The sequence below is a fragment of the Streptomyces daliensis genome (assembly GCF_054782395.1).
Window position 1 is genome coordinate 252,715 of the sequence record NZ_BAAGSO010000060.1, and the last position, 23,453, is coordinate 276,167.

Consider the following 23,453-nt stretch of genomic DNA (forward strand, 5'->3'; position numbering starts at 1 on the left):
TCAGACGTCGGCTGAGTATCCCCGCGCAGGGAGGACCGTGAGCGCCGTGACCAGGCAGTGGCACCACTACCGCTTCCGCAGCCTGTGGCGGCTGGCGGCGCCGCCCGACGAGGTCTTCGCCGTACTGGCGGACGCCGAGAACTACCCCACCTGGTGGCCCCAGGTCCGCCAGGTCGACGGCCTGGACACCCGCTCTGGCACCGCGCGCTTCCGCTCCCTCCTCCCGTACGACCTCCTCGTCACCGCCCGCGAGTCGCGCCGCGACCCCCGCACCGGGGTACTGGAGATCACGATGAGCGGGGACCTGGAAGGCTGGGCCCGCTGGACGCTCGTCGCGAACGCCCGGGGCACCACCGCCCTCTTCGAACAGGAAGTGGAGGTCCGCAAGCCACTGCTGCGGCTCCTCGCCGTCCCCGGACGGCCCCTGTTCCTGGCCAACCACACGCTGATGATGCGGGCCGGACAGCGAGGGCTGCGGGCACGGCTGGGAAGAGGTTTGGATGAAGCGTGAGCGGCACTGTATGGTTCTGCCGTACCGCACCGCGAAAACGCGGCGCGAGGGCGATTAGCTCAGCGGAAGAGCGCTTCGTTCACACCGAAGAGGTCACTGGTTCGAACCCAGTATCGCCCATTCAGTCGACAGGCGACGTGTGTCCACGGAAAGCGTGGACCGCGTCGCCTGCTTCGTGTTGTGCTCGGCTGCGCCTCGCGTTGGCGGGGGCTTCGCCACCCGCACCCCCTGCCGGAGGCGGGGTGGTGGGTGACGGTTCGTTGCGGGGTGCGGGTGGTTGGGCGGGTGGGCGAGCTTGCTCGGCTGCGCCTCGCGGCGCCGCCCCGGTTCCTGCGGGGCGGTTCGCCCTGGGGGGCTGGCTTGTTCGGCTGCGCCTCACTTCGCCGCCCTGCGGCTCTTGATTCCGGCTCGGCTGCGCCTTGCTGCGTCGTCCCGCCCCCGCCCCCGGCCCCGGGGCGGGCTCGCTTCGCCGCTCCCGCGGCTCCTGACTACGGCTCCGCTGCGCCGCTCCGCGCCTCGCGGCGGTGGCCGCGCTGGTCGGGGCGGGGCGGGGCGGGGGTTCGTGGACGAGGCGGGGTGCGTCCTCCGTTCCGTGTCCCCGCACGTGCCGCGCCCCCGCCCGAGCGGTCAGAGCGCGCTCAGGCAGTGGGCGCGTAGGGGCCAGGCCGGGTCGACGGGGTGGTCCGTGCCCTCGCGGGCGAACCAGGCGGACAGGCCCCGCGCCTGCGTGGCGTGCCACACCGCCTGGAGCGTGTGCAGTTCGGCGGGCCTGAGCGGCGCCAGCCGCGTCGCATAGCGGCGCCCCACGGCCCGTAGGACATCAAGCGCTGTCAGAGCCTCCATGACCGCGTCGCTCACCACCGCGTCGTTCGTCGCGACGGAGGACGTCGCGGTCCCGTACACCGCGCACAGCGCGTCGAGTGAACGGCGGTCACGGTGCGCCCGGTCCAGATGGCGGTGCAGGACCAGCGGGTCCAGGACGCACAGCGAGGAGCGGTGCAGATAGACGGCCAGCGACGCACCCCTGTGCCGTCTCAACTCGCGGTCCAGCAGCGTCAGCCCGTACGGCGCGTTCATCACCACCAGCGGGGTGCCCGACGCCTCGTGCCACGCCATCGCCCTGGCCAGCTCCTCCACGACCGGGCCCGTGTCGTGCCCGGGAACCCCCGTCTCCACCACCCAGTGCCGCACCGCTACCGGCGCCCCCGCCCACGGCTGCCCCACCAGCGCCGTCGACGCGATCCGGTCCCTCTCCGCGTCGCCTCCAGCGCGGCCCCCCGAGGGTCCGGGAAGCGCGGCGAAGGCGGTGAGCGGACCCTCGTACCAGAACGTCATGTCCCAACCCCCGCGTCCGGACGGCTCCGTGCAGGTGATACCGCACCACGAGCCCGGCCAACCACGGCAGTTTGCGGCACGCGCGGGCGGGTGAGGAGACCAGAGGGGACATGCCGCAGACGGAGACCCTGATGCGAGTGGACGCGCAGGACACCGACGAGATCCACTGGTGGCGCCAGCTGCCCGACGGCAACCGGGTGGCGACGTGGAGCGCCCGGCAGAAGATGAACGGCGCAGCGCGCGCCATGCTGCGTGCCGGTGCCCTCGCGGCCCGCGCCCGCGCGGGCTTCTACGGCGCCCGTTACGAGCAGGAAGCGGACGCCTTCCTGGAGCGCGTCACCTTCGACGAGTCCCCAGGGCTCCCGCCCCGCTCAGCCCCCGTACGCACCAGGACGGGCGCGGGCGCGGCACGGGGAGCGCGCGCTTCCGACGCGCAGGCGCAGGCCGACCCGGTGGGCGGGCGCACCCTCGCGGCCCGGATCCCCGTCGCGGGCGGCAGGGAGGAGGCCGTCGCGCTGTACCGCGCGTTGCGCGCAGCGCGCGAGGCCGTCAGCCTCCACCGTTCCAGCGGCGCCATGGAACCCTTCGACGCGGCCGTCGAGCTGGGCGTCAGCCACGAGCTGATGGAGGCGCTGCTCCAGTCCGTGCGCGGCAGCGAGGGCGTGCGCGTCACCGTCGGCTGGTCGCGCCTCAGCGGCCCGCCCCCGGACTGTCCGCGCCGCCCCGCGCCCGTCGTCTTCACCCCCGGCGACCAGGCGGCACTGCAACAGGCGGCACACCGCTACGTGACCATCGAGCCCTCCCAGGCGGTGCGGCTCACCGGGGACGTGGTGCGGATGCGCAGGAGCGAGCCGGACGGGCCAGGGGCGGTACGGCTGCGCGTGCGGGACGGGGCCGAGGTGGCGCAGGTGCGGGTGTGGCTGGAGGCCGAGGCGTACCGGATCGCCGTGCACGCCCATCTGGCCGGGCTGCCGCTACTGGTCAGCGGGCAACTGGAGAGCAGGGGCGGCTTCCGCAGGGTCAGCGGCGCCCACGGCGTCGCACCGGTGCCCGTGGAGGCGGCCGAGCGGGAGCGGCTGATGAAGTCGCTCGGCGAGGGACTCGACGGCTTCGGCCGCGCCCTCGGCACGTCCGGGCCGCCCCCGCCCGCGCCGCCCGCCGCGCCCGCCCCGGACGGCGGCCGTCGCGGGTGAACCCTTTCGCGGAGAGGCCGCCGGGATCGGTACGATTCGAGCTGCGCGCGACGCTCGTCGGCGCGTCCAGGTGAGAGTCAGGAGAGACCGGTGTCAGACGTCCGTGTGACCATTCAACGCGATTCCGAGCGGGAAGAGCGCGTGGTGACGACGGGCACTACGGCCGCCGCTCTCTTCGAGGGCGAGCGCTCGATCGTCGCGGCCCGGGTCGCGGGGGAGCTGAAGGACCTCGCGTACGAGCCGGCCGACGGCGACGAGATCGAGCCGGTCGACATCACCAGCGACGACGGCCTCGACATCCTGCGCCACTCCACCGCGCACGTCATGGCCCAGGCCGTGCAGGAACTGTTCCCCGAGGCCAAGCTGGGCATCGGTCCGCCCATCAAGAACGGCTTCTACTACGACTTCGACGTCGCCGAGCCCTTCACCCCCGAGGACCTGAAGCGCATCGAGAAGAAGATGCAGCAGATCCAGAAGCAGGGGCAGCGCTTCTCGCGCCGTGTCACCACGGACGACGAAGCCCGCGCGGAGCTGGCCGACGAGCCGTACAAGCTGGAGCTGATCGGCCTCAAGGGCTCAGCGGCGGACGCGGCCGAGGGCGCTTCGGCCGAGGTCGGCGCGGGCGAGCTGACGATCTACGACAACCTCGACCCCAAGAGCGGCGAGCTGTGCTGGAAGGACCTCTGCCGGGGCCCGCACCTGCCCAGCACCCGCGCCATCCCCGCGTTCAAGCTGATGCGCTCCGCCGCCGCCTACTGGCGGGGCAGCGAGAAGAACAAGCAGCTCCAGCGGCTCTACGGCACCGCGTGGCCGACGAAGGACGAGCTGAAGGCGCATCTGGAGTTCCTCGCCGAGGCCGAGAAGCGCGACCACCGCAAGCTCGGCGCCGAGCTGGACCTCTTCTCCATCCCGGAGGACATCGGCTCGGGCCTCGCCGTCTTCCACCCCAAGGGCGGCATCATCCGCCGCACCATGGAGGACTACTCCCGTCGGCGGCACGAGGAGGGGGGGTACGAGTTCGTGTACACCCCGCACGCCACCAAGGGGAAGCTGTTCGAGAAGTCGGGCCACCTGGACTGGTACGCCGACGGCATGTACCCGCCCATGCAGCTCGACGAGGGCACGGACTACTACCTCAAGCCCATGAACTGCCCGATGCACAACCTGATCTTCGACGCGCGGGGGCGGAGCTACCGCGAACTGCCCCTGAGGCTGTTCGAGTTCGGCACCGTGTACCGCTACGAGAAGTCCGGCGTCGTGCACGGTCTGACCCGGGCCCGCGGCTTCACCCAGGACGACGCGCACATCTACTGCACCAAGGAGCAGATGGCGGACGAGCTGGACAGCCTGCTCACCTTCGTCCTCAACCTGCTGCGCGACTACGGCCTGGAGGACTTCTACCTGGAGCTGTCCACCAAGGACCCGGAGAAGTTCATCGGCTCGGACGAGAACTGGGAAGAGGCCACCGAGACCCTCCGCGCGGCGGCGGGCAAGCAGGGCCTCGAACTGGTCATGGACCCGGGCGGCGCCGCCTTCTACGGGCCGAAGATCTCCGTGCAGGCGCGGGACGCGATCGGCCGCACCTGGCAGATGTCGACCATCCAGGTGGACTTCAACCTGCCCGAGCGCTTCGACCTCGAGTACACCGCGGCCGATGGCTCCCGCCAGCGCCCCGTCATGATCCACAGGGCGCTCTTCGGCTCGATCGAGCGGTTCTTCGCGGTGCTGCTGGAGCACTACGCGGGCGCGTTCCCGGCGTGGCTGGCCCCGGTCCAGGCCGTCGGCATCCCGATCGGCGACGACCACGTGCCGTACCTGACGGAGTTCGCCGCGCAGGCGAAGGCCAAGGGGCTGCGGATGGAGGTCGACGCCTCGTCGGACCGGATGCAGAAGAAGATCCGTAACGCCCAGAAGTCCAAACTGCCGTTCATGATCATCGCTGGTGATGACGACGTCGCGGCCGGAGCGGTCAGCTTCCGCTACCGCGACGGGACGCAGAAGAACGGCGTCCCGCGTGACGAGGCCATCGCGGAGATCCTCGACGCCGTGGAGCGCCGCGTCCAGGTGTGAGCCGGGCGGAGGCGTGAGAAAGGGGCGGTCCGGCGCGGGCCGCCCCTCGTCGTGTCCCGGAGCGGGGGACGAATATGCTGGTCCGCATGACGAGCGAGCCGGAGCAGCAGATCGGGGTCGGGACGCCTGACGCGTTCCAGCGGCTGTGGACGCCGCACCGCATGGCGTACATCCAGGGCGAGAACAAGCCGAGCGGTCCGGGCGCCGACGAAGGCTGTCCCTTCTGCACGATCCCGGCCAAGAGCGACGAGGACGGGCTCGTCATCGCGCGCGGGGAACACGTGTACGCGGTGCTGAACCTCTACCCGTACAACTCCGGGCACCTCATGACGCTGCCCTTCCGGCACGTCGCCGACTACACCGACCTGAACGCCGAGGAGACCGTCGAGCTGGCGGACTTCACCAAGCGGGCCATGACGGCCCTGCGCACCGCCTCCGGGGCGCACGGCTTCAACATCGGCATGAACCAGGGCGCGGTCGCGGGTGCGGGCATCGCCGCGCATCTGCACCAGCACGTCGTGCCGCGCTGGGGAGGCGACACCAACTTCATGCCCGTCGTCGGCCAGACCAAGGTGCTGCCGCAGCTCCTGGCCGACACGCGCACGATGCTCGCCGCCGCCTGGCCCGAGGGCTGAAGCGCACGGCGGACCCACGGACGACGGCCGGAGGGGCCGGCAGGGCACATGCCCTGCCGGCCCCTCCGGCCGTTCGCGTGGACGGCGTCAGACGCCGTAGTCGTCCGCCTTGCCCGGCGTCGCGCCCTGCACCATCCCGCTGAGGGTGAGGGAACGGGCGCCGAAGCGCGCCGTGTCGCAGTTGTTCTCCTCGAGCACGCGGATGGCCGCGTCGTGCACCACCCGCAGCACGGGCGTCGCGGCGCGCAGCGCGTCGTCGGCCATGAAGCGGTGGCGCCACGGCTTGTCCGCCCAGGCGTGCCGCAGCCCGAAGGGCTCCGGCAGGCTCAGCTTGCCGCCCAGGAAGTCCAGCACGGGCGGGAACCAGGTGAACGGGGCCCGCGCGGTGAGCCGTACGACCTCGCCCGCCTCCACCAGCGGCAGCGTCACCGACTTGGTCTCCCAGAACCGCACGCTCTTGGAGACCTCCTTCTTCTTGGGCGAGGGCTTCGTCGTGAAGAGGGGGTGCACCGGGCCGAGCGCGTGCCCGGTGACCTCGATGCGCAGGGTGTGGTGGAGCACGGTGACCGTGGTCAGCAGGGTGATGACCAGTTGGCCGTCCCACAGTACGAACTGGACGCCCAGATAGTGGCGGTTGCCGCTGCCGAACTGCTGCTCGTTGCAGATCCGCTGTATCTCGAAGTCCTTGATGCGGTAGCCCTCGACCTCCTGGCCCTCAGGACGCGTCACGCCCTTGGCGCCCTCGCCGATGGGCGAGACGATCCAGTGCCGTATCGAGGGAGTGGGGAAGCCGCCGGTGTGGATCGGCTTGCGCTCCAGCAGCCGGAGCTGGTCGTGGATGGCGCGCACCACGTCCCAGCTGCGGAACGGGTTGATGTCGGTGTCCGCCTCCTTGGGCGTCAGCTCCTCGGCGAGCTGCCAGCTTCCCCAGCGGGTGCCCATGCCCAGTATCCCCTTGGGGCCCGCGTAGTAGACGAGGTTGCTGGACTGCTCGGCCGACAGCTTGGCCAGGCCGAGCCTGATGCGTTCGGCGCCCGCGTCGTTCGGGTCCTGGGGGACCGCCTCGGGGATCTTCGCGCCGACCCCGCCGCCGCCGAGCAGCTGCTCCCACTGGCCGCGCAGGATCTTCGCGTACTTCTCGCAGACCTGCTTGGCCCACAGCCAGCCGACGATGGGGGCGACGAGCATCGCGCGCAGATAGAGGCCCCAGAAGCCGGAGATCGGCAGTTTCAGCAGGAAGAGCACGCCCAGGCCGCCCAGCGCGACCATGGCCGCCATGCCGAGTGCGCCCATGCGCTTGTTCTGCGCGCCCGCGATGGCGCGGCGCAACTGGAAGGCGAGCAGCCACACCAGGACCCCGGGCAGGAAGACCAGCCCGAAGAAGACCATGATCACCGTCAGCCGGGAGTCCCGGTCCTTGCGGACGCGGTTGGCGGCCAGGCAGTGCTCCACCACGGACTGCGGCTCGATGCCGAAGGACTGGATGAGCGCCTTGCGGGCGCCGCCCAGCATGCGCACCTGGACGGCGCGGGAGAACGCCTCGCCCAGGTTGGGTTCGAACAGCGAGATTCTCGGCTTCTTCACCGACGCGCCGTCGTTGGCCTTCAGCAGATCCGTCACGGGCCCGTCCCGGTAGGCGGCGGAGGCGAGCGCCTGTGTGGCCGCCGTCTGCCCGCCGGAACCGGAGAGCGGGATCTGTGCGCCCGGACGGAAGTCGGACGCCACCTCACCGCTGCTGCGATCGTCGAATCCGGCCACTGAACCCCCACTTCACCGTGCGCTGACATGTGCGCGTGTGTGCCGACCACCGGCCCTTTTCCCAACTGCCGTGGTCGGCACACCTCTTGCCCCAGCGTAGTGGTGCTCAGCCGCCGTTCCCCTCCGCCTCCAGGATCTTGGTGGCCAACTGCTGCGGCATCGGCTCGTGGCACGCGTACGTACGGGAGAACCGGCCCGTCCCGTGCGAGAGCGACCGCAGGTCCACCGCGTACCGGCCGATCTCGATCTCGGGGATCTGCGCCCGTACCAGCGTCGTGCCGCCCGGGACCTGTTCGGTGCCCGAGACCCGGCCGCGCCGCCCTGACAGGTCGCTCATCACGGAGCCGACGTACTCGTCGGCGACCATGACGGCCAGCTCGGCCACCGGTTCCAGCAGGTGGATGCGCGAGGCGGCGGCGCACTCGCGCAGCGCGAGCGAGCCCGCCGTCTGGAAGGCGGCGTCGGAGGAGTCGACGGAGTGCGCCTTGCCGTCGCGGAGGGTGACGCGGATGTCCACGAGGGGGTATCCGGCCGCGACGCCCTTGGCGGCCTGCGCCCGTACGCCCTTCTCGACGGACGGGATGAACTGCCGGGGTACGGCGCCGCCGACCACCTTGTCCACGAACTCGATGCCCGAGCCCTCCGGCAGCGGTTCGACGGTGATCTCGCAGATGGCGTACTGGCCGTGGCCCCCGGACTGCTTCACATGGCGCCCGCGCCCCTCCGCCTTCTCGGCGAACGTCTCACGGAGCGAGACCTTGTGCGGGACGGCGTCCACCTGGACCCCGTAGCGCGTGCGCAGCCGCTCCAGGGCGACGTCCACGTGCGCCTCGCCCAGGCACCACAGGACGAGCTGGTGGGTGTACGGGTTCTGCTCCAGCCGCATCGTGGGGTCCTCGGCGACCAGCCGCGCCAGCCCCTGGGAGAGCTTGTCCTCGTCGGACTTGCCGTGCGCCTGGATGGCCACGGGCAGGAGCGGGTCGGGCATGACCCAGGGCTCCATGAGCAGCGGGACCTCCTTGGCCGAGAGGGTGTCGCCCGTCTCGGCCCTGCTCAGCTTGGCGACGCAGGCCAGATCGCCCGCGACGGCCCTGGTGACGGGGCGCTGCTGCTTGCCGAAGGGGACGGACAGGGCGCCGATGCGCTCGTCCGCCTCGTGGAGGGGGCGGGCCTCGTGCGCCTGGTCGTCCAGGCCGTGCCCGGAGACGTGCACCGTCTCGTCGGGGCGCAGGGTGCCGGAGAAGACGCGGACGAGGGAGACGCGGCCGACGTACGGGTCGGAGGAGGTCTTGACGACCTCGGCGGCCAGCGGTCCTTCGGGGTCGCAGGTCAGCGCGGGGCGCGGGGCTCCCTGCGGGGTCGTCACGCCCGGGATCTCGCGCTCCTCCGGGGTCGGGAAGCCGCCGGTGATCAGCTCAAGCAGCTCGACGGTGCCCAGGCCCTGGGTGCCGTTCTCGGGCGCGGGCGCCGCCGCCAGCACGGGGTGGAAGACACCGCGTGCGACGGCCTTCTCCAGGTCCTCGGTCAGCGTCTTGATGTCGCATTCCTCGCCGCCGAGGTAGCGGTCCATGAGGGTCTCGTCCTCGCTCTCCGAGATGATGCCCTCGATGAGCCGGTTGCGGGCCTCCTCGATCAGCGGAAGGTGGCCCTCCTCGGGGTCGCGCTCGGCACGGGCGCCCGAGGTGTAGTCGAAGAGCCGCTGCGAGAGCAGCCCGATCAGTCCGGCCACGGGCGCGTGCCCGTCCGGGCCCGTCTCGCCGTGCAGTGGGAGGTAGAGGGGGATCACGGCGTCGGGGTCGTCGCCCCCGAAGACGCGCTGGCAGATCGCCGTCATCTCCTCGAAGTCGGCCCGCGCGGCGTCCAGATGCGTCACGACGATCGCCCGCGGCATGCCCACGATGGCGCACTCGTCCCACAGCATCCGGGTCGCGCCGTCCACGCCGTCCGCTGCCGAGACCACAAAGAGGGCCGCGTCCGCCGCGCGCAGACCGGCCCTGAGTTCGCCGACGAAGTCGGCGTAACCGGGAGTGTCCAGGAGATTGATACGGACGCCGTTCCACTCCACCGGTACGAGCGAGAGCTGCACGGAGCGCTGCTGCCGGTGCTCGATCTCGTCGTAGTCGGACAGGGAGCCGCCGTCCTCGACCCGGCCCGCCCGGTTCACCGCGCCCGAGGTCAGGGCGAGTGCTTCGACCAGGGTCGTCTTTCCCGAACCGCTGTGGCCGACCAGCACCACATTCCGTACGGAGGAGGGGCGGTCGGCCGCCGCTGCCCTGCCGGCGGCTCCGGGGTGTGCGCTCGCTTTGTCGCCCATGTTCCCGCCTTCCGGTCGGCACCTGCTGGACGGTGCTGAATGTCGCTGAATGTCCGGGCCGGGGTTCGTGAACTTCGCGGTGGTGCACGGACCCCGCGGTTCTTCGAGCTTTCCACCGCAGTCGACAAGCGTCCATACGTGGGACACGGTCGCGTCACGGGGCGCCGTGCGGGGGTCCCGGAGGGCGTAAGCGGAATCCGCGCGCGCCCCGCTGCGGGGCCCGGGCGGAAGCCGCGCGCGGGCCCGTGGGGGCACCGCCGGTGCCGGTCGCGCGCGCCCGCGACGCTCGCCGCGATCCCTTCGCGGCGGGCCGGTGCCGCCTGGCTACGATGGGCCCGCCGGTGGCCGCACCGCCACCCGGCTCGCTATCGACCTTCGGGACGGCCATGCTGAACAAGTACGCGCGTGCCTTCTTCACGCGTGTTCTCACCCCATTCGCCGCACTGCTGCTGCGCCTCGGAGTGAGTCCCGACACGGTCACGCTGATCGGCACCGGCGGTGTCATGGCGGGCGCCCTGGTCTTCTACCCGATCGGCGAGTTCTTCTGGGGCACCGTCGTCATCACCCTGTTCGTCTTCTCGGACCTGGTGGACGGCAACATGGCCCGCCAACTGGGGCGCTCCAGCAGATGGGGCGCCTTTCTCGACTCGACCCTGGACCGGGTCGCCGACGCGGCCGTCTTCGGCGGGATCGCCCTCTGGTACGCGGGTGGCGGCGACAGCGTCACGATGTGCGCGGTGACCATCTTCTGCCTCGCCAGCGGCCAGGTCGTCTCCTACACCAAGGCACGGGGCGAGAGCATCGGCCTGCCCGTGAACGTCAACGGACTCGTCGAGCGCGCCGAGCGCCTGGTGATCACCCTGGTCCTCGCCGGGCTCTCCGGCTTCACCGCCTTCGGCGTCCCGTACATCGGAGTCCTGCTGCCCGTCGCCCTGTGGGTGGTGGCCATCGGCAGCGCCGTCACCCTTGGCCAGCGCGTCGTGACCGTGCGCCGCGAGGCCGCCGAGGCCGAGGCAGAGGCGGGAGGTGCCGCATGAGCGCCGCCAAGGACAGGCTCACCGACTCCCTCTACCAGCTCGGCTGGGCCGGGGTACGCAAGCTGCCCGAGCCCGTCGCCGTGGGCATGGGCAGGCGGATCGCCGACGCGGCGGTGCGGCGGCGCGGCAAGGGCGTGCGACGGCTGGAGTCCAACCTCGCCCGCGTCGTGCCCGACGCCTCGCCCGCGCGCCAGCGGGAGCTGACGAGGGCGGGCATGCGCTCGTACCTGCGCTACTGGATGGAGTCGTTCCGGCTGCCCGCCTGGAGCGAGCAGCGCATCCGCGGCGGCGTCCACGTGCACGACGTGGAACGGCTGACCGACGGCATCGACTCGGACCGCGGCGTCATCCTCGCCCTGCCGCACATGGCCAACTGGGACCTGGCGGGCGCCTACCTCACCACCGAGCTGAAGACGCCCTTCACCACCGTCGTCGAACGGCTCAAGCCCGAGTCGCTCTACGACCGCTTCGTCGCCTACCGCGAGGGCCTGGGCATGGAGGTGCTCCCGCACTCGGGCGGCTCGGCCTTCGGCACCCTGGCGCGGCGGCTGCGCGCGGGCGGGCTCGTGTGCCTCGTCGCCGACCGCGACCTGTCGGCCTCGGGCGTCGAGGTGTCCTTCTTCGGCGACACGGCGCGGATGCCCGCCGGGCCCGCCATGCTCGCCCAGCAGACGGGGGCGCTGTTGCTGCCCGTCACGCTCTGGTACGACGAGTCCCCCGTGATGCAGGGGCGGGTGCACGCGCCCGTCGAGGTGCCGTCGGAGGGGACGCGCAAGGAGAAGAGCGCGGCCATGACCCAGGCCGTCGCCGACGCCTTCGCGGGGGGCATCGCCGAGCACCCCGAGGACTGGCACATGCTGCAACGGCTGTGGCTCTCCGACCTGGAGCCGCGAGAGGGGGAGACCGCATGAGGATCGGGATCGTCTGCCCGTACTCCTGGGACGTGCCGGGCGGCGTCCAGTTCCACATCCGCGATCTGGCCGAGCATCTGATCCGCCTCGGTCATCAGGTGTCCGTCCTGGCACCGTCCGACGACGAGACCCCGCTGCCCCCGTACGTGGTGTCGGCGGGGCGCGCGGTTCCCGTGCCGTACAACGGCTCGGTGGCCCGGCTCAACTTCGGCTTCCTCTCGGCGGCCCGGGTGCGCCGCTGGGTGCACGACGGCGACTTCGAGGTCCTGCACATCCACGAGCCCGCCTCGCCCTCCCTCGCGCTGCTCACCTGCTGGGCAGCGCAGGGCCCCATCGTGGCCACCTTCCACACCTCCAACCCGCGCTCGCGGGCGATGATCGCCGCGTATCCGATCCTCCAGCCCGCGCTGGAGAAGATCAGCGCGCGCATCGCGGTCAGCGAGTACGCGCGCCGCACCCTCGTCGAGCACCTGGGCGGCGACGCCGTGGTCATCCCCAACGGCGTCGACGTCGACTTCTTCGCGCGCGCCGAGACGAAGCAGGAGTGGCAGGGCACGCCCGAGGCCCGCACGATCGGCTTCATCGGCCGCATCGACGAGCCGCGCAAGGGCCTGCCCGTGCTGATGCGGGCCATGCCCCGCATCTGGGAGGAGCTGCCCGGCACCCGGCTGCTGGTCGCGGGCCGCGGCGACGAGGAGGAGGCCGTCGCCGGGCTGCCCGAGGAGATGCGCGAGCGCGTCGAGTTCCTCGGCATGGTCAGCGACGAGGACAAGGCGCGGCTGCTGCGCAGCGTGGACCTGTACGTCGCGCCCAACACCGGCGGCGAGTCCTTCGGCATCATCCTCGTCGAGGCGATGTCGTCAGGGGCTCCGGTCCTCGCCTCCGACCTGGACGCCTTCGCGCAGGTGCTGGACCAGGGGGAGGCCGGGGAGCTGTTCGCCAATGAGAACGAGGACGCGCTGGCCACCGCCGCGCTGCGCCTCCTCGCCGACCCCGCGCGGCTGACGGAGCTGCGGGAGCGGGGCAGCCGTCACGTGCGCCGCTTCGACTGGTCCACCGTCGGCGCCGAGATCCTCTCCGTCTACGAGACCGTCACCGACGGCGCCGCCTCCGTGGCGCCCGACGAGCGCACCGGACTGCGCGCCCGCCTCGGCCTGGCGCGGGACTGACCGGTCGGCCGCCGTACCGACCGACCACACACGGGCCGACCACACACGGGAGCGCCGCAACGATGCCCACGATGACCACCCTGATCCTCCTCGCCGTAGCCCTGCTGCTGATCGGCGTCTATCTGAGCTGGACCGCCGGACGCCTGGACCGGCTGCACGCGCGGATCGACGCGGCCAAGGCGGCACTCGACGCGCAACTGCTGCGCCGCGCCTCCATCGCACAGGAACTGGGCACCTCCGGGGTGCTCGACCCGGCCGCCTCGATCGTGCTCTACCAGGCGGCGCACGACGCGCGGCAGGCCGAGGAGGAGCAGCGCGAGGTCGCCGAGAGCGAGCTGAGCCAGGCGCTGCGCGCGGTGTTCGCCGAGGACGCGCAGGCGGAGGCCGTACGGCAGGCGCCGGGCGGCGAGGAGACCACGGCGGAGCTGATCGCGGCCGTGCGCCGGGTCCCGATGGCGCGACGCTTCCACAACGACGCGGTCCGCGCGGCCCGCGCCCTGCGGCGGCACCGCAAGGTCCGCTGGTTCCGGCTGGCGGGCCACGCGCCCTTCCCGCTGGCCTTCGAGATGGACGACGAGCCGCCCGCGGCGCTGGCGGCGGGAAGGCCGGGGGAGCGCTGAGGCGGGCCGGACCGGGCCGGACTGGGCTGGTCCGGACTGGGCCGGGCCGACGGGCCGGGGCGCGGTGGCGTGCGTCGGCCGCTCGCGAGGCGTGCGGGGGCAGGCCACCGCACGCGGATTGGACCTTTTCCGCCGCGCCCCTGGTCGGTGACGGTAGGCGTACGGACCTGACGTGGTCCTGTCGCAGCGCATACCGTCGAGTGAGGTCAAACCGTGTCCACCCCGTCGTCGCCCGCCCCGTCCGCCGCACAGACCCCCGAGACCGGCACAGCGCGCGTCAAGCGCGGCATGGCCGAGCAGCTCAAGGGCGGTGTGATCATGGACGTCGTCACACCGGAAGAGGCGAAGATCGCCGAAGACGCCGGAGCCGTCGCGGTCATGGCCCTGGAGCGGGTCCCCGCCGACATCCGCAAGGACGGCGGCGTCGCCCGCATGTCCGACCCGGACATGATCGACGGCATCATCAACGCCGTCTCCATCCCCGTGATGGCCAAGTCCCGCATCGGCCACATCGTGGAGGCCCAGGTGCTCCAGGCCCTCGGCGTCGACTACATCGACGAGTCCGAGGTGCTGACCCCCGCCGACGAGGTCAACCACAGCGACAAGTTCGCCTTCACCACCCCGTTCGTCTGCGGCGCCACCAACCTCGGCGAGGCACTGCGCCGCATCGCCGAAGGCGCGGCCATGATCCGCTCCAAGGGCGAGGCGGGCACGGGCAACATCGTCGAGGCCGTGCGCCACATGCGTCAGATCAAGGGCGAGATCGGCAAGCTCAAGGCCCTGGACAACAACGAGCTGTACGCCGCCGCCAAGGAGCTGCGTGCCCCGTACGAGCTGGTCAAGGAGGTCGCGGCGCTCGGCAAGCTGCCCGTCGTGCTCTTCTCCGCCGGTGGCGTGGCCACCCCGGCCGACGCCGCGCTGATGCGCCAGCTCGGGGCCGAGGGTGTCTTCGTCGGCTCCGGCATCTTCAAGTCGGGCGACCCGGCCAAGCGCGCCGCCGCCATCGTCAAGGCCACCACGTTCTACGACGACCCCAAGATCATCGCGGATGTCTCGCGCGGCCTGGGCGAGGCCATGGTCGGCATCAACTGCGACACGCTCCCCGAGGGCGAGCGCTACGCCTCCCGGGGCTGGTGACCTGCGCGGTTCGAGCCGGGTTCCGCGCGGTGCCGTACGGCACCGCGCGGCGAGATCGTGAGCACGTCCGTGAGTACGGAGGAGAGAGAAACCCCGTGAGTACCCGCACCCCCATCGTCGGCGTCCTCGCCCTCCAGGGCGACGTCCGCGAGCATCTCGCCGCGCTCGACGGCGCGGGCGCGCGGGCCGTTTCCGTGCGCCGTCCCGAGGAGCTGGCCGCGGTCGAGGGGCTGGTCGTGCCGGGCGGGGAGTCGACGACTATCTCCAAGCTGGCCGCCGCCTTCGGGCTGCTGGAGCCGCTGCGCGAGCGCGTACGCGCGGGCCTGCCCGCCTACGGCTCGTGCGCGGGCATGATCCTGCTCGCCGACAAGATCCTCGACCCGCGCTCTGGCCAGGAGACCGTCGGCGGCATCGACATGATCGTGCGCCGTAACGCCTTCGGGCGGCAGAACGAGTCCTTCGAGGCGGCCGTCGACATGGCGGGCGTGGCGGGCGGCCCCGTCGAGGGCGTCTTCATCCGTGCGCCCTGGGTCGAGTCGACGGGCGCGGTGACCGAGGTCCTGGCCACGTACGAGGGACACGCGGTCGCCGTACGGCAGGGGAACCTGCTGGCCACGTCCTTCCACCCGGAGCTGACGGGCGACCACAGGGTCCACGGGCTCTTCGTGGACATGGTCCGCGCGGCGGCCGAAGCGCCCGCGGCGGAGGTCGCCTGAGCCCGGCCGTGAGTCCGGCGCCGGGTCAGGAGCGGCGGGCAGGTCTGTACGCTGCGTGCCTGGCGGTAGGATCGCCGCGTTGATTCTGTTGGTGACTTTGAAGGAGCGAGGCTGTGTCCGGCCACTCTAAGTGGGCAACCACCAAGCACAAGAAGGCCGTGATCGATGCCAAGCGCGGCAAGCTCTTCGCGAAGCTGATCAAGAACATCGAGGTCGCGGCCCGCATGGGAGGCGCCGACCCCGCCGCCAACCCGACCCTCTACGACGCCATCCAGAAGGCGAAGAAGAGCTCGGTCCCCAACAAGAACATCGACAGCGCGGTCAAGCGCGGTGCCGGTCTTGAGGCGGGCGGCAAGGAGTACGAGACGATCATGTACGAGGGCTACGGCCCCAATGGCGTCGCCGTCCTCATCGAGTGCCTCACCGACAACCGCAACCGCGCCGCCTCCGACGTCCGCGTCGCCATGACCCGCAACGGCGGCTCGATGGCCGACCCGGGCTCGGTCTCGTACCTCTTCAACCGCAAGGGCGTCGTGATCGTCCCCAAGGGCGAGGACGGCCTCACCGAGGACGACGTGCTGGGCGCCGTGCTCGACGCGGGTGCCGAGGAAGTCAACGACCTGGGCGAGAACTTCGAGGTCATCAGCGAGGCCACCGACCTGGTCGCGGTCCGTACGGCGCTCGTCGACTCCGGCATCGACTACGAGTCGGCGGACAACAACTTCCTCCCCAGCGTGCAGGTCCCGCTGGACGAGGACGGCGCCCGCAAGATCTTCAAGCTGATCGACACGCTGGAGGACAGCGACGACGTGCAGAACGTCTTCGCCAACTTCGACGTGTCCGACGAGGTCATGGCCCAGGTCGACGCCTGAGCAGGCGCCTGGCCCGAGTGGGCATCGGGCGGCGGTCCGGGGCACGCCCCGGGCCGCGTGCCCGCTCCTCCGGCGCCGTCCGCCTCCCCTGAACGAGCGCATCGCGCCCGCTCCCGCCAGCCCGTCCCCGCGTTGTCGGTCCCAGCCGCTAACCTGCGACAACACAGGAACAGGTGACCGAAGCGAGCGGGCTCGGGTGCGGCGGACCGCACCGGGCGCGCGAGAAGGGGAGGGCCGCGGTGCGCGTGCTGGGAGTTGACCCGGGGCTGACCCGCTGCGGGATCGGCGTGGTCGACGGCGTCGCTGGCCGCCCCCTGACGATGACGGGGGTCGGCGTGGTGCGTACCCCGGCCGATGCCGAGATCCCGGACCGGCTCGTGCTCATCGAGCGCGGCATCGAGGAATGGCTCGATACGCACCGGCCCGAAGCCGTCGCCGTGGAGCGGGTGTTCAGCCAGCACAACGTGCGCACCGTCATGGGCACGGCCCAGGCCAGCGCCGTCGCCATGCTCTGCGCGGCACGGCGCGGGCTGCCCGTCGCGCTGCACACCCCGAGCGAGGTCAAGGCGGCCGTCACGGGCTCGGGCCGCGCGGAGAAGGCCCAGGTCGGCGCCATGGTCACCCGCCTGCTGCGGCTGGAAGCGCCACCGAAACCGGCGGACGCCGCCGACGCGCTCGCGCTCGCCATCTGCCACATCTGGCGCGCCCCCGTGCAGCAGCGCCTCAACAGGCTCCAGCAGGCCCACGCGGCGCACGCGGCCCACGCCCCCCGCCGCCCCACCGGCCAGGGAGCCGCGCAGGCGGCCCCGGCCGCCGGAACCGTCCGCGCACCGAAAGGCAACAACCGATGATCGCCTTCGTCTCCGGCCCCGTCGCTGCCCTCGCCCCCGACGCCGCCGTGGTCGAGGTGGGCGGCATCGGCATGGCCGTCCAGTGCACCCCCGGCACTCTCGCGGGACTGCGCGTCGGCGAGGAGACCAAGCTCGCCACCTCCCTCGTCGTCCGCGAGGACTCCCTCACCCTCTACGGCTTCGCCGACGACGACGAACGGCAGATCTTCGAACTGCTCCAGACCGCCAGCGGGGTCGGCCCCAGACTCGCCCAGGCCATGCTCGCCGTCCACGCGCCCGACGCCCTGCGGGTCGCCGTCTCCAGCGGGGACGAGAAGGCGCTGACGGCCGTGCCCGGCATCGGCAAGAAGGGCGCCCAGAAGCTGATGCTGGAGCTGAAGGACCGCCTCGGGGAGCCCGTCGGCACCGGCACGCACAGCGCGCACCAGGGCGTCGGCACCGCCGCGACGGCGGGCTGGCGCGATCAGCTCCACGCCGCGCTGATCGGCCTCGGCTACGCCACCCGCGAGGCCGACGAGGCCGTGTCCGCCGTCGCGCCCCAGGCCGAGGCCGCGCTCGCCGGGGGCACCGAGCCGCCCGTCCCGCAGCTGCTGCGCGCCGCGCTCCAGACGCTGAACCGGGCACGCTGATGCGGCGGCCCGCTGCGGCGTGCGGCGCCCGCGCGACGGCGAGCCGCCACCCCGCCGGGGCGCGGCTCGTACGAAGCCACATCCCGAAAAAGATCCAGCAGCACCAGCAGCACCAGCAGATCCAGAGGCAGACCTCATGAACTGGGACGACAGCACCGGCACCGCACCCGGCGAGGACGCCGAGCGCCTCGTCGGAGCCGAGGCCGATGGCGACGATCAGGCCGTCGAGGCCGCGCTGCGGCCCAAGGAGCTGGGCGAGTTCGTCGGCCAGTCCAAGGTGCGCGAGCAGCTCGATCTCGTCCTCAAGGCCGCACGCCAGCGCGGCGGCACCGCCGACCACGTGCTGCTCTCCGGCGCCCCCGGGCTCGGCAAGACCACCCTCTCCATGATCATCGCGTCGGAGATGAGCGCCCCCATCCGCATCACCTCGGGCCCCGCCATCCAGCACGCCGGTGATCTGGCCGCGATCCTCTCCTCCCTCCAGGAGGGCGAGGTCCTCTTCCTCGACGAGATCCACCGCATGTCCCGGCCCGCCGAGGAGATGCTCTACATGGCGATGGAGGACTTCCGCGTCGACGTGATCGTCGGCAAGGGCCCCGGCGCCACCGCCATCCCCCTGGAACTGCCCCCCTTCACCCTCGTCGGCGCCACCACCAGGGCCGGGCTCCTCCCGCCGCCCCTGCGGGACCGCTTCGGTTTCACCGGGCACATGGAGTTCTACGAGCCGGAGGAGCTGGAGCGCGTCATCCACCGCTCCGCGCGCCTCCTGGACGTGGACACGGACGAGGAGGGAGCCGCCGAGATCGCCGGGCGCTCCCGCGGCACCCCCCGTATCGCCAACCGGCTGCTCCGTCGCGTCCGGGACTACGCGCAGGTCAAGGCCGACGGCGCCATCAACCGCGAGATCGCGGGCCGCGCCCTGGACGTCTATGAGGTGGACGCGCGCGGCCTCGACCGCCTGGACCGCTCCGTCCTGGGCGCCCTCCTGAAGCTGTTCGGCGGCGGCCCCGTCGGCCTGTCCACCCTCTCCGTCGCGGTGGGGGAGGAGCGGGAGACCGTCGAGGAGGTCGCCGAGCCCTTCCTCGTGCGGGAAGGGCTCCTCGCGCGCACCCCGCGAGGCCGCGTCGCCACCCCCGCGGCCTGGGCGCACCTCGGCCTCACCCCGCCGCAGCAGGGTCCGCACGGCACCCCGGGCGGCCCCGGGCAGCAGGGCCTGTTCGGAGCGTGACGGCGCGGAGACTCGCCGGGGAAGGAACCCCGGTGCCATGCTTGACGTTGTTCCATTGGCGAGGGCTCGCTTAGACTCCGCCGACGCCATCCCTTTTTCCGGACGGCATGCCCACCACCCCGAAGACCAGGCCGCGCCCGCAGCGGTCGTGCGAAGGAAATTCTTCCGCCGTGAATATCGTGACTCTCCTCCCGTTCATCGTGCTCATCGGGGCCATGTTCCTGATGACCCGGTCCGCCAAGAAGAAGCAGCAGCAGGCCGCGAACATGCGCGACTCGATGCAGCCTGGCACCGGCGTCCGGACGATCGGAGGCATGTACGCCACCGTCAAGGAGATCCGCGATGACACGGTCCTCCTCGAGGTCGCACCGGGCGTGCACGCGCTCTACGCCAAGAACGCCATCGGCGCCGTCCTGGAGGCCGAGGAGTTCGACCGCATCCTGAACGGCCAGCCCGAGGACCTGGACGTCGAGAGCACCGTCATCCCGGACGACGCCTCCTCGCTGACCGCTGACGAGGACGCGGCCGACCGCAAGGCCGACCTCACCAAGGAAGCCCCCGAGGCCGGTACGGACGCGACGGACACGAAGGACGCCGAGACCGGCGCCGCTTCCCTGCGCAAGGACGCCCCCGAGGCCGACGCCGAGAAGGACGCCGAGCCGAAGGACGTCAAGCGGGACGGTGACACCGACAAGTAAGGTCGGCGCCGCCGGGTCACGACCAGGTCCGGCGGCGGAGCACGTCCGCAGACCACTTTGCGTGCCGCGCGGTGACCCGGCCCGAACTCCCAGGCCGGCACCAGCGGTTGGACAGGGAGAGACGAAAAGGTGGCAGCACCGAAAAAGGGCCGCAGGGCTCCGGGCGCCCAGGGGAAGCCATGGCGCGCCCTGACGCTGATCCTGCTGGTCATCGCGGGCCTCACCGGAGGGATGTTCCTCCACGGTGAGAAGACGCCCCGCCTGGGCATCGACCTCGCCGGCGGCACGAGCATCACGCTCGAGGCCAAGAACCAGCCCGGCAAGCCGGACGCGATCAACCAGACCAACATGAACACCGCGGTCGGCATCATCGAGCGCCGCGTCAACGGTCTGGGCGTCCAGGAGGCCGAGGTACAGACCCAGGGCGACCGGCACATCATCGTCAACATCCCCCGGGGTACGAACGAGAAGCAGGCCCGCGAGCAGGTCGGCACCACCGCCGAACTGGGCTTCCGGCCGGTGCTGACCTACGCGCCGACCACCACCGAGGCGCAGCCCGACCCGTCCTCGTCCCCCTCCTCGTCCTCGTCCGCGGGTTCCAAGGACAAGAACGACTCGGACCAGCAGGGCCGCGCCGTCAGCGAGGGCCTCAAGGCGAAGACGGCCGACGAGTCCCCGAGCCCCTCCGCCTCGGAGAGCGGCAAGGCGTCGGAGAGCCCCAGCCCGGACCCGTCCGAGTCGGCCGCCGCGCAGCCCGAGGGCGTCTCGGACTCCCTGGCGAAGAAGCTGGAGGCGCTCGACTGCACCTCCAAGGCGGCGAAGGCCAAGGCCAACGAGCGGGCGGCCAGCGCCAAGCCGGGTGACGAGGTCGTCGCCTGCGACGCCAAGGAGAAGATCAAGTACGCGCTCGGTCCCGTCGCGGTCAAGGGCAAGAACGTCAAGGACGCCAAGGCCGTCTTCGACCAGCAGCGCGCCCAGTGGATCGTCCAGATGTCGTTCGACGACAAGGGCTCGGACCAGTTCGGTGACATCACCGGCAAGCTCTCCGCCAAGCAGCAGCCGCAGAACCAGTTCGCGATCGTCCTCGACGGCGAGGTCGTCTCCGCGCCCAGCGTGAGCGAGCGCCTCTCCAGCAACGCGGAGATCTCCGGCAGCTTCACCCAGGAGTCCGCCGAGGAACTGGGCAACATCCTCTCCTACGGCGCGCTCCCGCTCTCCTTCGAGGAGTCGGACGTCACCACCGTGACGGCGGCACTCGGCAGCGACCAGCTCGAAGCCGGTCTCATCGCGGGCGCCATCGGCCTCGCGCTGGTGGTCATCTACCTCGTCGCGTACTACCGCGGCCTGTCGCTCATCGCGCTCCTGAGCCTCGTGGTCTCCGGCATCCTCACCTACACCCTGATGACCCTCCTCGGGCCCGCCATCGGCTTCGCGCTGAACCTCCCGGCGGTCTGCGGAGCCATCGTGGCGATCGGTATCACCGCGGACTCGTTCATCGTCTACTTCGAACGCATCCGGGACGAGATCCGCGAAGGCAGAACGCTCCGCCCGGCGGTGGAGCGCGGCTGGCCCCGCGCCAGGCGCACCATCCTGGTCTCCGACTTCGTCTCCTTCCTCGCCGCCTTCGTGCTCTTCATCGTCACCGTCGGCAAGGTGCAGGGCTTCGCGTTCACGCTGGGTCTGACCACGCTCCTCGACGTCGTCGTGGTCTTCTTCTTCACCAAGCCGCTGATGACGATCCTGGCGCGAACGAAGTTCTTCGCGAGCGGCCACCCCTGGTCCGGCCTGGACCCGACCCGGCTCGGCGCCAAGCCGCCGCTGCGTCGCGGCAGGCGCTCGCCCGATGTCAGCACTGACCCGAAGGAGGCCTGAGATGTCGCGACTCGGCAGTCTCGGCGCCCGGCTCTACCGCGGTGAGGTCGGTTACGACTTCGTCGGCAAGAGGAAGATCTGGTACGGCGTCTCGATCCTGATCACCATCACGGCGATCGTCGGCCTCGCGGTCCGCGGCCTCAACATGGGCATCGAGTTCGAGGGCGGCGCCGTTCTCACCACGCCCAAGACCTCGGCCTCCGTGCAGCAGACGGCGCAGGTCGCCGAGGAGTCCTCGGGCCACCAGGCGATCGTGCAGCAGCTCGGCGACGGCGGCATGCGCATCCAGATCGCGGGCGTCGACACCAAGAAGTCCACGGAGGTCAAGGAAGAGATCTCCAAGAGCCTCAAGGTCGACGCCAACAGCATCGACACCCAGCTCGTCGGCCCCAGCTGGGGCAAGGAGATCGCGAACAAGGCGTGGCTGGGCCTGGGGATCTTCCTGGTCCTCGTGGTGATCTATCTGGCCATCGCCTTCGAGTGGCGCATGGCGCTCGCCGCGCTCATCGCGCTGATCCACGACCTCACGATCACCGTCGGCGTCTATTCGCTCGTGGGCTTCGAGGTCACACCGGGCACGGTGATCGGTCTGCTGACCATTCTCGGATACTCCCTCTACGACACCGTCGTCGTCTTCGACGGCCTGAGAGAGGGCAGCAGGAACGTCACCAAGCAGACCCGCTTCACCTACAGCGAGATCGCCAACCGCAGCATCAACGCCACCCTGGTGCGCTCCATCAACACCACGGTCGTGGCTCTGCTCCCGGTCGCCGGACTGCTGTTCATCGGCGGCGGCCTCCTGGGCGGCGGCATGCTGAACGACATCGCGCTGTCCCTCTTCGTCGGCCTCGCGGCCGGTGCGTACTCCTCGATCTTCATCGCGACCCCGCTGGTCGCGGACTTCAAGGAGCGCGAGCCGCAGATGAAGGCCCTCGCCAAGCGGGTCCGCGCCAAGCGCCTCAAGGCCGAGGAGCGCGAGGGCGGCGAGGGTCCCGGCGGCTATGACGACGAGGACGACCAGGACCCCCGTGACCCGGCGCCCGGCGGCACGGGCATCCCGGTGACCGTGGAGGACTCCCAGGGCGCCACCCGCGCGAGCGCGGGCGTCGTCGGCACCGGCGGCGCAGGCGGCACGGGCGGCAGTGCGCGCGAGGGCGGCGGCCAGCGCCGTCAGCCCGCCTCGCGCGGGCGCGGCAGCCGCGGGCGGTCCTCAGGAAAGCGCAGGTGAGCGGCGTGAGCAGCACGAGCGAGACACCTGCCCCCGCCCCCGTCCCGGCGGGCACCGCCCCGGTGGCGCCCGAGGTCAGGGAGCTGCTGGTCAGCCACATCAGGGACGTGCCGGACTACCCGAAGCCGGGCGTGACGTTCAAGGACATCACCCCCCTGCTGGCCGACGCCAAGGCGTTCGCGGCCCTCAGCGAAGCCCTCGCTGGCATCTGCGCCCAGCGCGGCGCCACCAAGGTCGTCGGCCTGGAGGCGCGCGGCTTCATCCTCGCGGCCCCCGCCGCCGTACGGGCCGGGCTCGGCTTCGTCCCCGTGCGCAAGGCGGGCAAGCTGCCCGGCGCCACTCTCTCCCAGTCCTACGAGCTGGAGTACGGCACCGCCGAGATGGAGCTGCACGCCGAGGACCTCAGCGCGGGCGACCGCGTGCTGGTCATCGACGACGTGCTGGCCACGGGCGGCACCGCCGAGGCGTCGCTGAAGCTGATCCGGCGCTCCGGAGCGCAGGTCGCGGGCGTCGCCGTGCTGATGGAGCTGGGCTTCCTCAGCGGGCGCGAGCGGCTGGTCACGGAGCTGGACGGCGCACCACTGGACGCGTTGGTCACGGTCTGACGACGCCGCCACGGCATAAGGCGGTCACCCGGTACGTTCACCAGGGTGACCGCCTTCGTCGTCT

General features: G+C 71.6%; 21 protein-coding genes and 1 tRNA gene. 19 read left to right on the top strand and 3 right to left on the bottom strand.

Annotated elements, in window-relative coordinates; genetic code table 11:
- Window positions 1-37: 37 nt before the first annotated feature.
- Window positions 38-511, top strand: a complete 474-nt coding sequence (locus tag ACYVOO_RS14735; protein ID WP_461016096.1) for an SRPBCC family protein — start codon at window positions 38-40, stop codon at window positions 509-511.
- Window positions 512-559: 48 nt separating this feature from the next.
- Window positions 560-631, top strand: a tRNA-Val gene (locus tag ACYVOO_RS14740).
- A 507-nt stretch (window positions 632-1,138) separates the two neighbouring features.
- On the opposite strand, the gene ACYVOO_RS14745 is transcribed toward ACYVOO_RS14740, so the two are convergent.
- The gene (locus ACYVOO_RS14745) at window positions 1,139-1,846 is read right to left on the bottom strand and encodes a 3'-5' exonuclease family protein (protein ID WP_461016097.1); all 708 of its coding nucleotides are present in this window, start codon (window positions 1,844-1,846) and stop codon (window positions 1,139-1,141) included.
- 110 nt (window positions 1,847-1,956) lie between these two features.
- On the opposite strand from ACYVOO_RS14745, the gene ACYVOO_RS14750 reads away from it, so the two are divergent.
- The 3 genes from ACYVOO_RS14750 to ACYVOO_RS14760 all read left to right on the top strand — a co-directional run bounded on the left by ACYVOO_RS14750 (window position 1,957) and on the right by ACYVOO_RS14760 (window position 5,744).
- Complete coding sequence (locus ACYVOO_RS14750; RefSeq protein ID WP_461016098.1) at window positions 1,957-3,039, top strand: hypothetical protein; 1,083 nt, start codon at window positions 1,957-1,959, stop codon at window positions 3,037-3,039.
- Window positions 3,040-3,129: 90 nt separating this feature from the next.
- The gene (gene thrS, locus ACYVOO_RS14755; RefSeq protein ID WP_461016099.1) at window positions 3,130-5,109 is read left to right on the top strand and encodes a threonine--tRNA ligase; all 1,980 of its coding nucleotides are present in this window, start codon (window positions 3,130-3,132) and stop codon (window positions 5,107-5,109) included.
- A gap of 74 nt (window positions 5,110-5,183) precedes the next feature.
- Window positions 5,184-5,744 carry an HIT family protein gene (locus tag ACYVOO_RS14760; RefSeq protein WP_461016100.1) on the top strand — a complete coding sequence of 187 codons (561 nt, stop codon included), beginning with the start codon at window positions 5,184-5,186 and terminating at the stop codon, window positions 5,742-5,744.
- A gap of 87 nt (window positions 5,745-5,831) precedes the next feature.
- Here ACYVOO_RS14760 and ACYVOO_RS14765 read toward each other — a convergent pair whose 3' ends face one another.
- Together ACYVOO_RS14765 and ACYVOO_RS14770 are read right to left on the bottom strand one after the other, a co-directional pair.
- Window positions 5,832-7,502 carry a hypothetical protein gene (locus ACYVOO_RS14765; RefSeq protein WP_461016101.1) on the bottom strand — a complete coding sequence of 557 codons (1,671 nt, stop codon included), beginning with the start codon at window positions 7,500-7,502 and terminating at the stop codon, window positions 5,832-5,834.
- A 106-nt stretch (window positions 7,503-7,608) separates the two neighbouring features.
- Window positions 7,609-9,816: an elongation factor G-like protein EF-G2 gene (locus ACYVOO_RS14770; RefSeq protein WP_461016102.1), complete on the bottom strand. Its 2,208-nt coding sequence runs from the start codon at window positions 9,814-9,816 to the stop codon at window positions 7,609-7,611.
- A 386-nt stretch (window positions 9,817-10,202) separates the two neighbouring features.
- Between ACYVOO_RS14770 and pgsA the strand changes: the two genes are divergently transcribed.
- From pgsA to ACYVOO_RS14840, 14 genes are all read left to right on the top strand, one after another.
- Window positions 10,203-10,853: a phosphatidylinositol phosphate synthase gene (pgsA, locus tag ACYVOO_RS14775; protein WP_461016188.1), complete on the top strand. Its 651-nt coding sequence runs from the start codon at window positions 10,203-10,205 to the stop codon at window positions 10,851-10,853.
- The gene (locus ACYVOO_RS14780; RefSeq protein WP_461016103.1) at window positions 10,850-11,764 is read left to right on the top strand and encodes a phosphatidylinositol mannoside acyltransferase; all 915 of its coding nucleotides are present in this window, start codon (window positions 10,850-10,852) and stop codon (window positions 11,762-11,764) included. The genes pgsA and ACYVOO_RS14780 overlap by 4 nt, the downstream gene beginning before the upstream one ends.
- A complete protein-coding gene (locus ACYVOO_RS14785; RefSeq protein WP_461016104.1) occupies window positions 11,761-12,933 on the top strand; it encodes a glycosyltransferase family 4 protein in 1,173 nt (390 codons plus the stop codon). Before ACYVOO_RS14780 ends, ACYVOO_RS14785 begins: the two co-directional genes overlap by 4 nt.
- Window positions 12,934-12,995: 62 nt before the next feature.
- Complete coding sequence (locus tag ACYVOO_RS14790; protein WP_453350203.1) at window positions 12,996-13,553, top strand: hypothetical protein; 558 nt, start codon at window positions 12,996-12,998, stop codon at window positions 13,551-13,553.
- A 213-nt stretch (window positions 13,554-13,766) separates the two neighbouring features.
- On the top strand, window positions 13,767-14,690 hold the full coding sequence (gene pdxS, locus ACYVOO_RS14795; RefSeq protein WP_461016105.1) for a pyridoxal 5'-phosphate synthase lyase subunit PdxS: 924 nt from the start codon (window positions 13,767-13,769) through the stop codon (window positions 14,688-14,690).
- 95 nt (window positions 14,691-14,785) lie between these two features.
- Window positions 14,786-15,406: a pyridoxal 5'-phosphate synthase glutaminase subunit PdxT gene (gene pdxT / locus ACYVOO_RS14800; protein ID WP_461016106.1), complete on the top strand. Its 621-nt coding sequence runs from the start codon at window positions 14,786-14,788 to the stop codon at window positions 15,404-15,406.
- A 113-nt stretch (window positions 15,407-15,519) separates the two neighbouring features.
- The gene (locus ACYVOO_RS14805; protein WP_453350206.1) at window positions 15,520-16,278 is read left to right on the top strand and encodes a YebC/PmpR family DNA-binding transcriptional regulator; all 759 of its coding nucleotides are present in this window, start codon (window positions 15,520-15,522) and stop codon (window positions 16,276-16,278) included.
- 239 nt (window positions 16,279-16,517) lie between these two features.
- The gene (ruvC, locus tag ACYVOO_RS14810; RefSeq protein WP_461016189.1) at window positions 16,518-17,129 is read left to right on the top strand and encodes a crossover junction endodeoxyribonuclease RuvC; all 612 of its coding nucleotides are present in this window, start codon (window positions 16,518-16,520) and stop codon (window positions 17,127-17,129) included.
- Window positions 17,126-17,758, top strand: a complete 633-nt coding sequence (gene ruvA, locus ACYVOO_RS14815; RefSeq protein ID WP_461016107.1) for a Holliday junction branch migration protein RuvA — start codon at window positions 17,126-17,128, stop codon at window positions 17,756-17,758. Before ruvC ends, ruvA begins: the two co-directional genes overlap by 4 nt.
- Window positions 17,759-17,894: 136 nt before the next feature.
- Entirely contained in the window at window positions 17,895-18,986 is a 1,092-nt protein-coding gene (gene ruvB, locus ACYVOO_RS14820; protein ID WP_461016108.1) for a Holliday junction branch migration DNA helicase RuvB, read from the top strand.
- 170 nt (window positions 18,987-19,156) lie between these two features.
- Window positions 19,157-19,684 carry a preprotein translocase subunit YajC gene (yajC, locus tag ACYVOO_RS14825; RefSeq protein ID WP_461016109.1) on the top strand — a complete coding sequence of 176 codons (528 nt, stop codon included), beginning with the start codon at window positions 19,157-19,159 and terminating at the stop codon, window positions 19,682-19,684.
- Window positions 19,685-19,813: 129 nt separating this feature from the next.
- Window positions 19,814-21,556: a protein translocase subunit SecD gene (gene secD, locus ACYVOO_RS14830; RefSeq protein WP_461016110.1), complete on the top strand. Its 1,743-nt coding sequence runs from the start codon at window positions 19,814-19,816 to the stop codon at window positions 21,554-21,556.
- A gap of 1 nt (window position 21,557) precedes the next feature.
- Entirely contained in the window at window positions 21,558-22,784 is a 1,227-nt protein-coding gene (secF, locus tag ACYVOO_RS14835) for a protein translocase subunit SecF (RefSeq protein WP_461016111.1), read from the top strand.
- 62 nt (window positions 22,785-22,846) lie between these two features.
- Window positions 22,847-23,389: an adenine phosphoribosyltransferase gene (locus ACYVOO_RS14840; protein WP_461016190.1), complete on the top strand. Its 543-nt coding sequence runs from the start codon at window positions 22,847-22,849 to the stop codon at window positions 23,387-23,389.
- Window positions 23,390-23,453 lie beyond the last annotated feature (64 nt).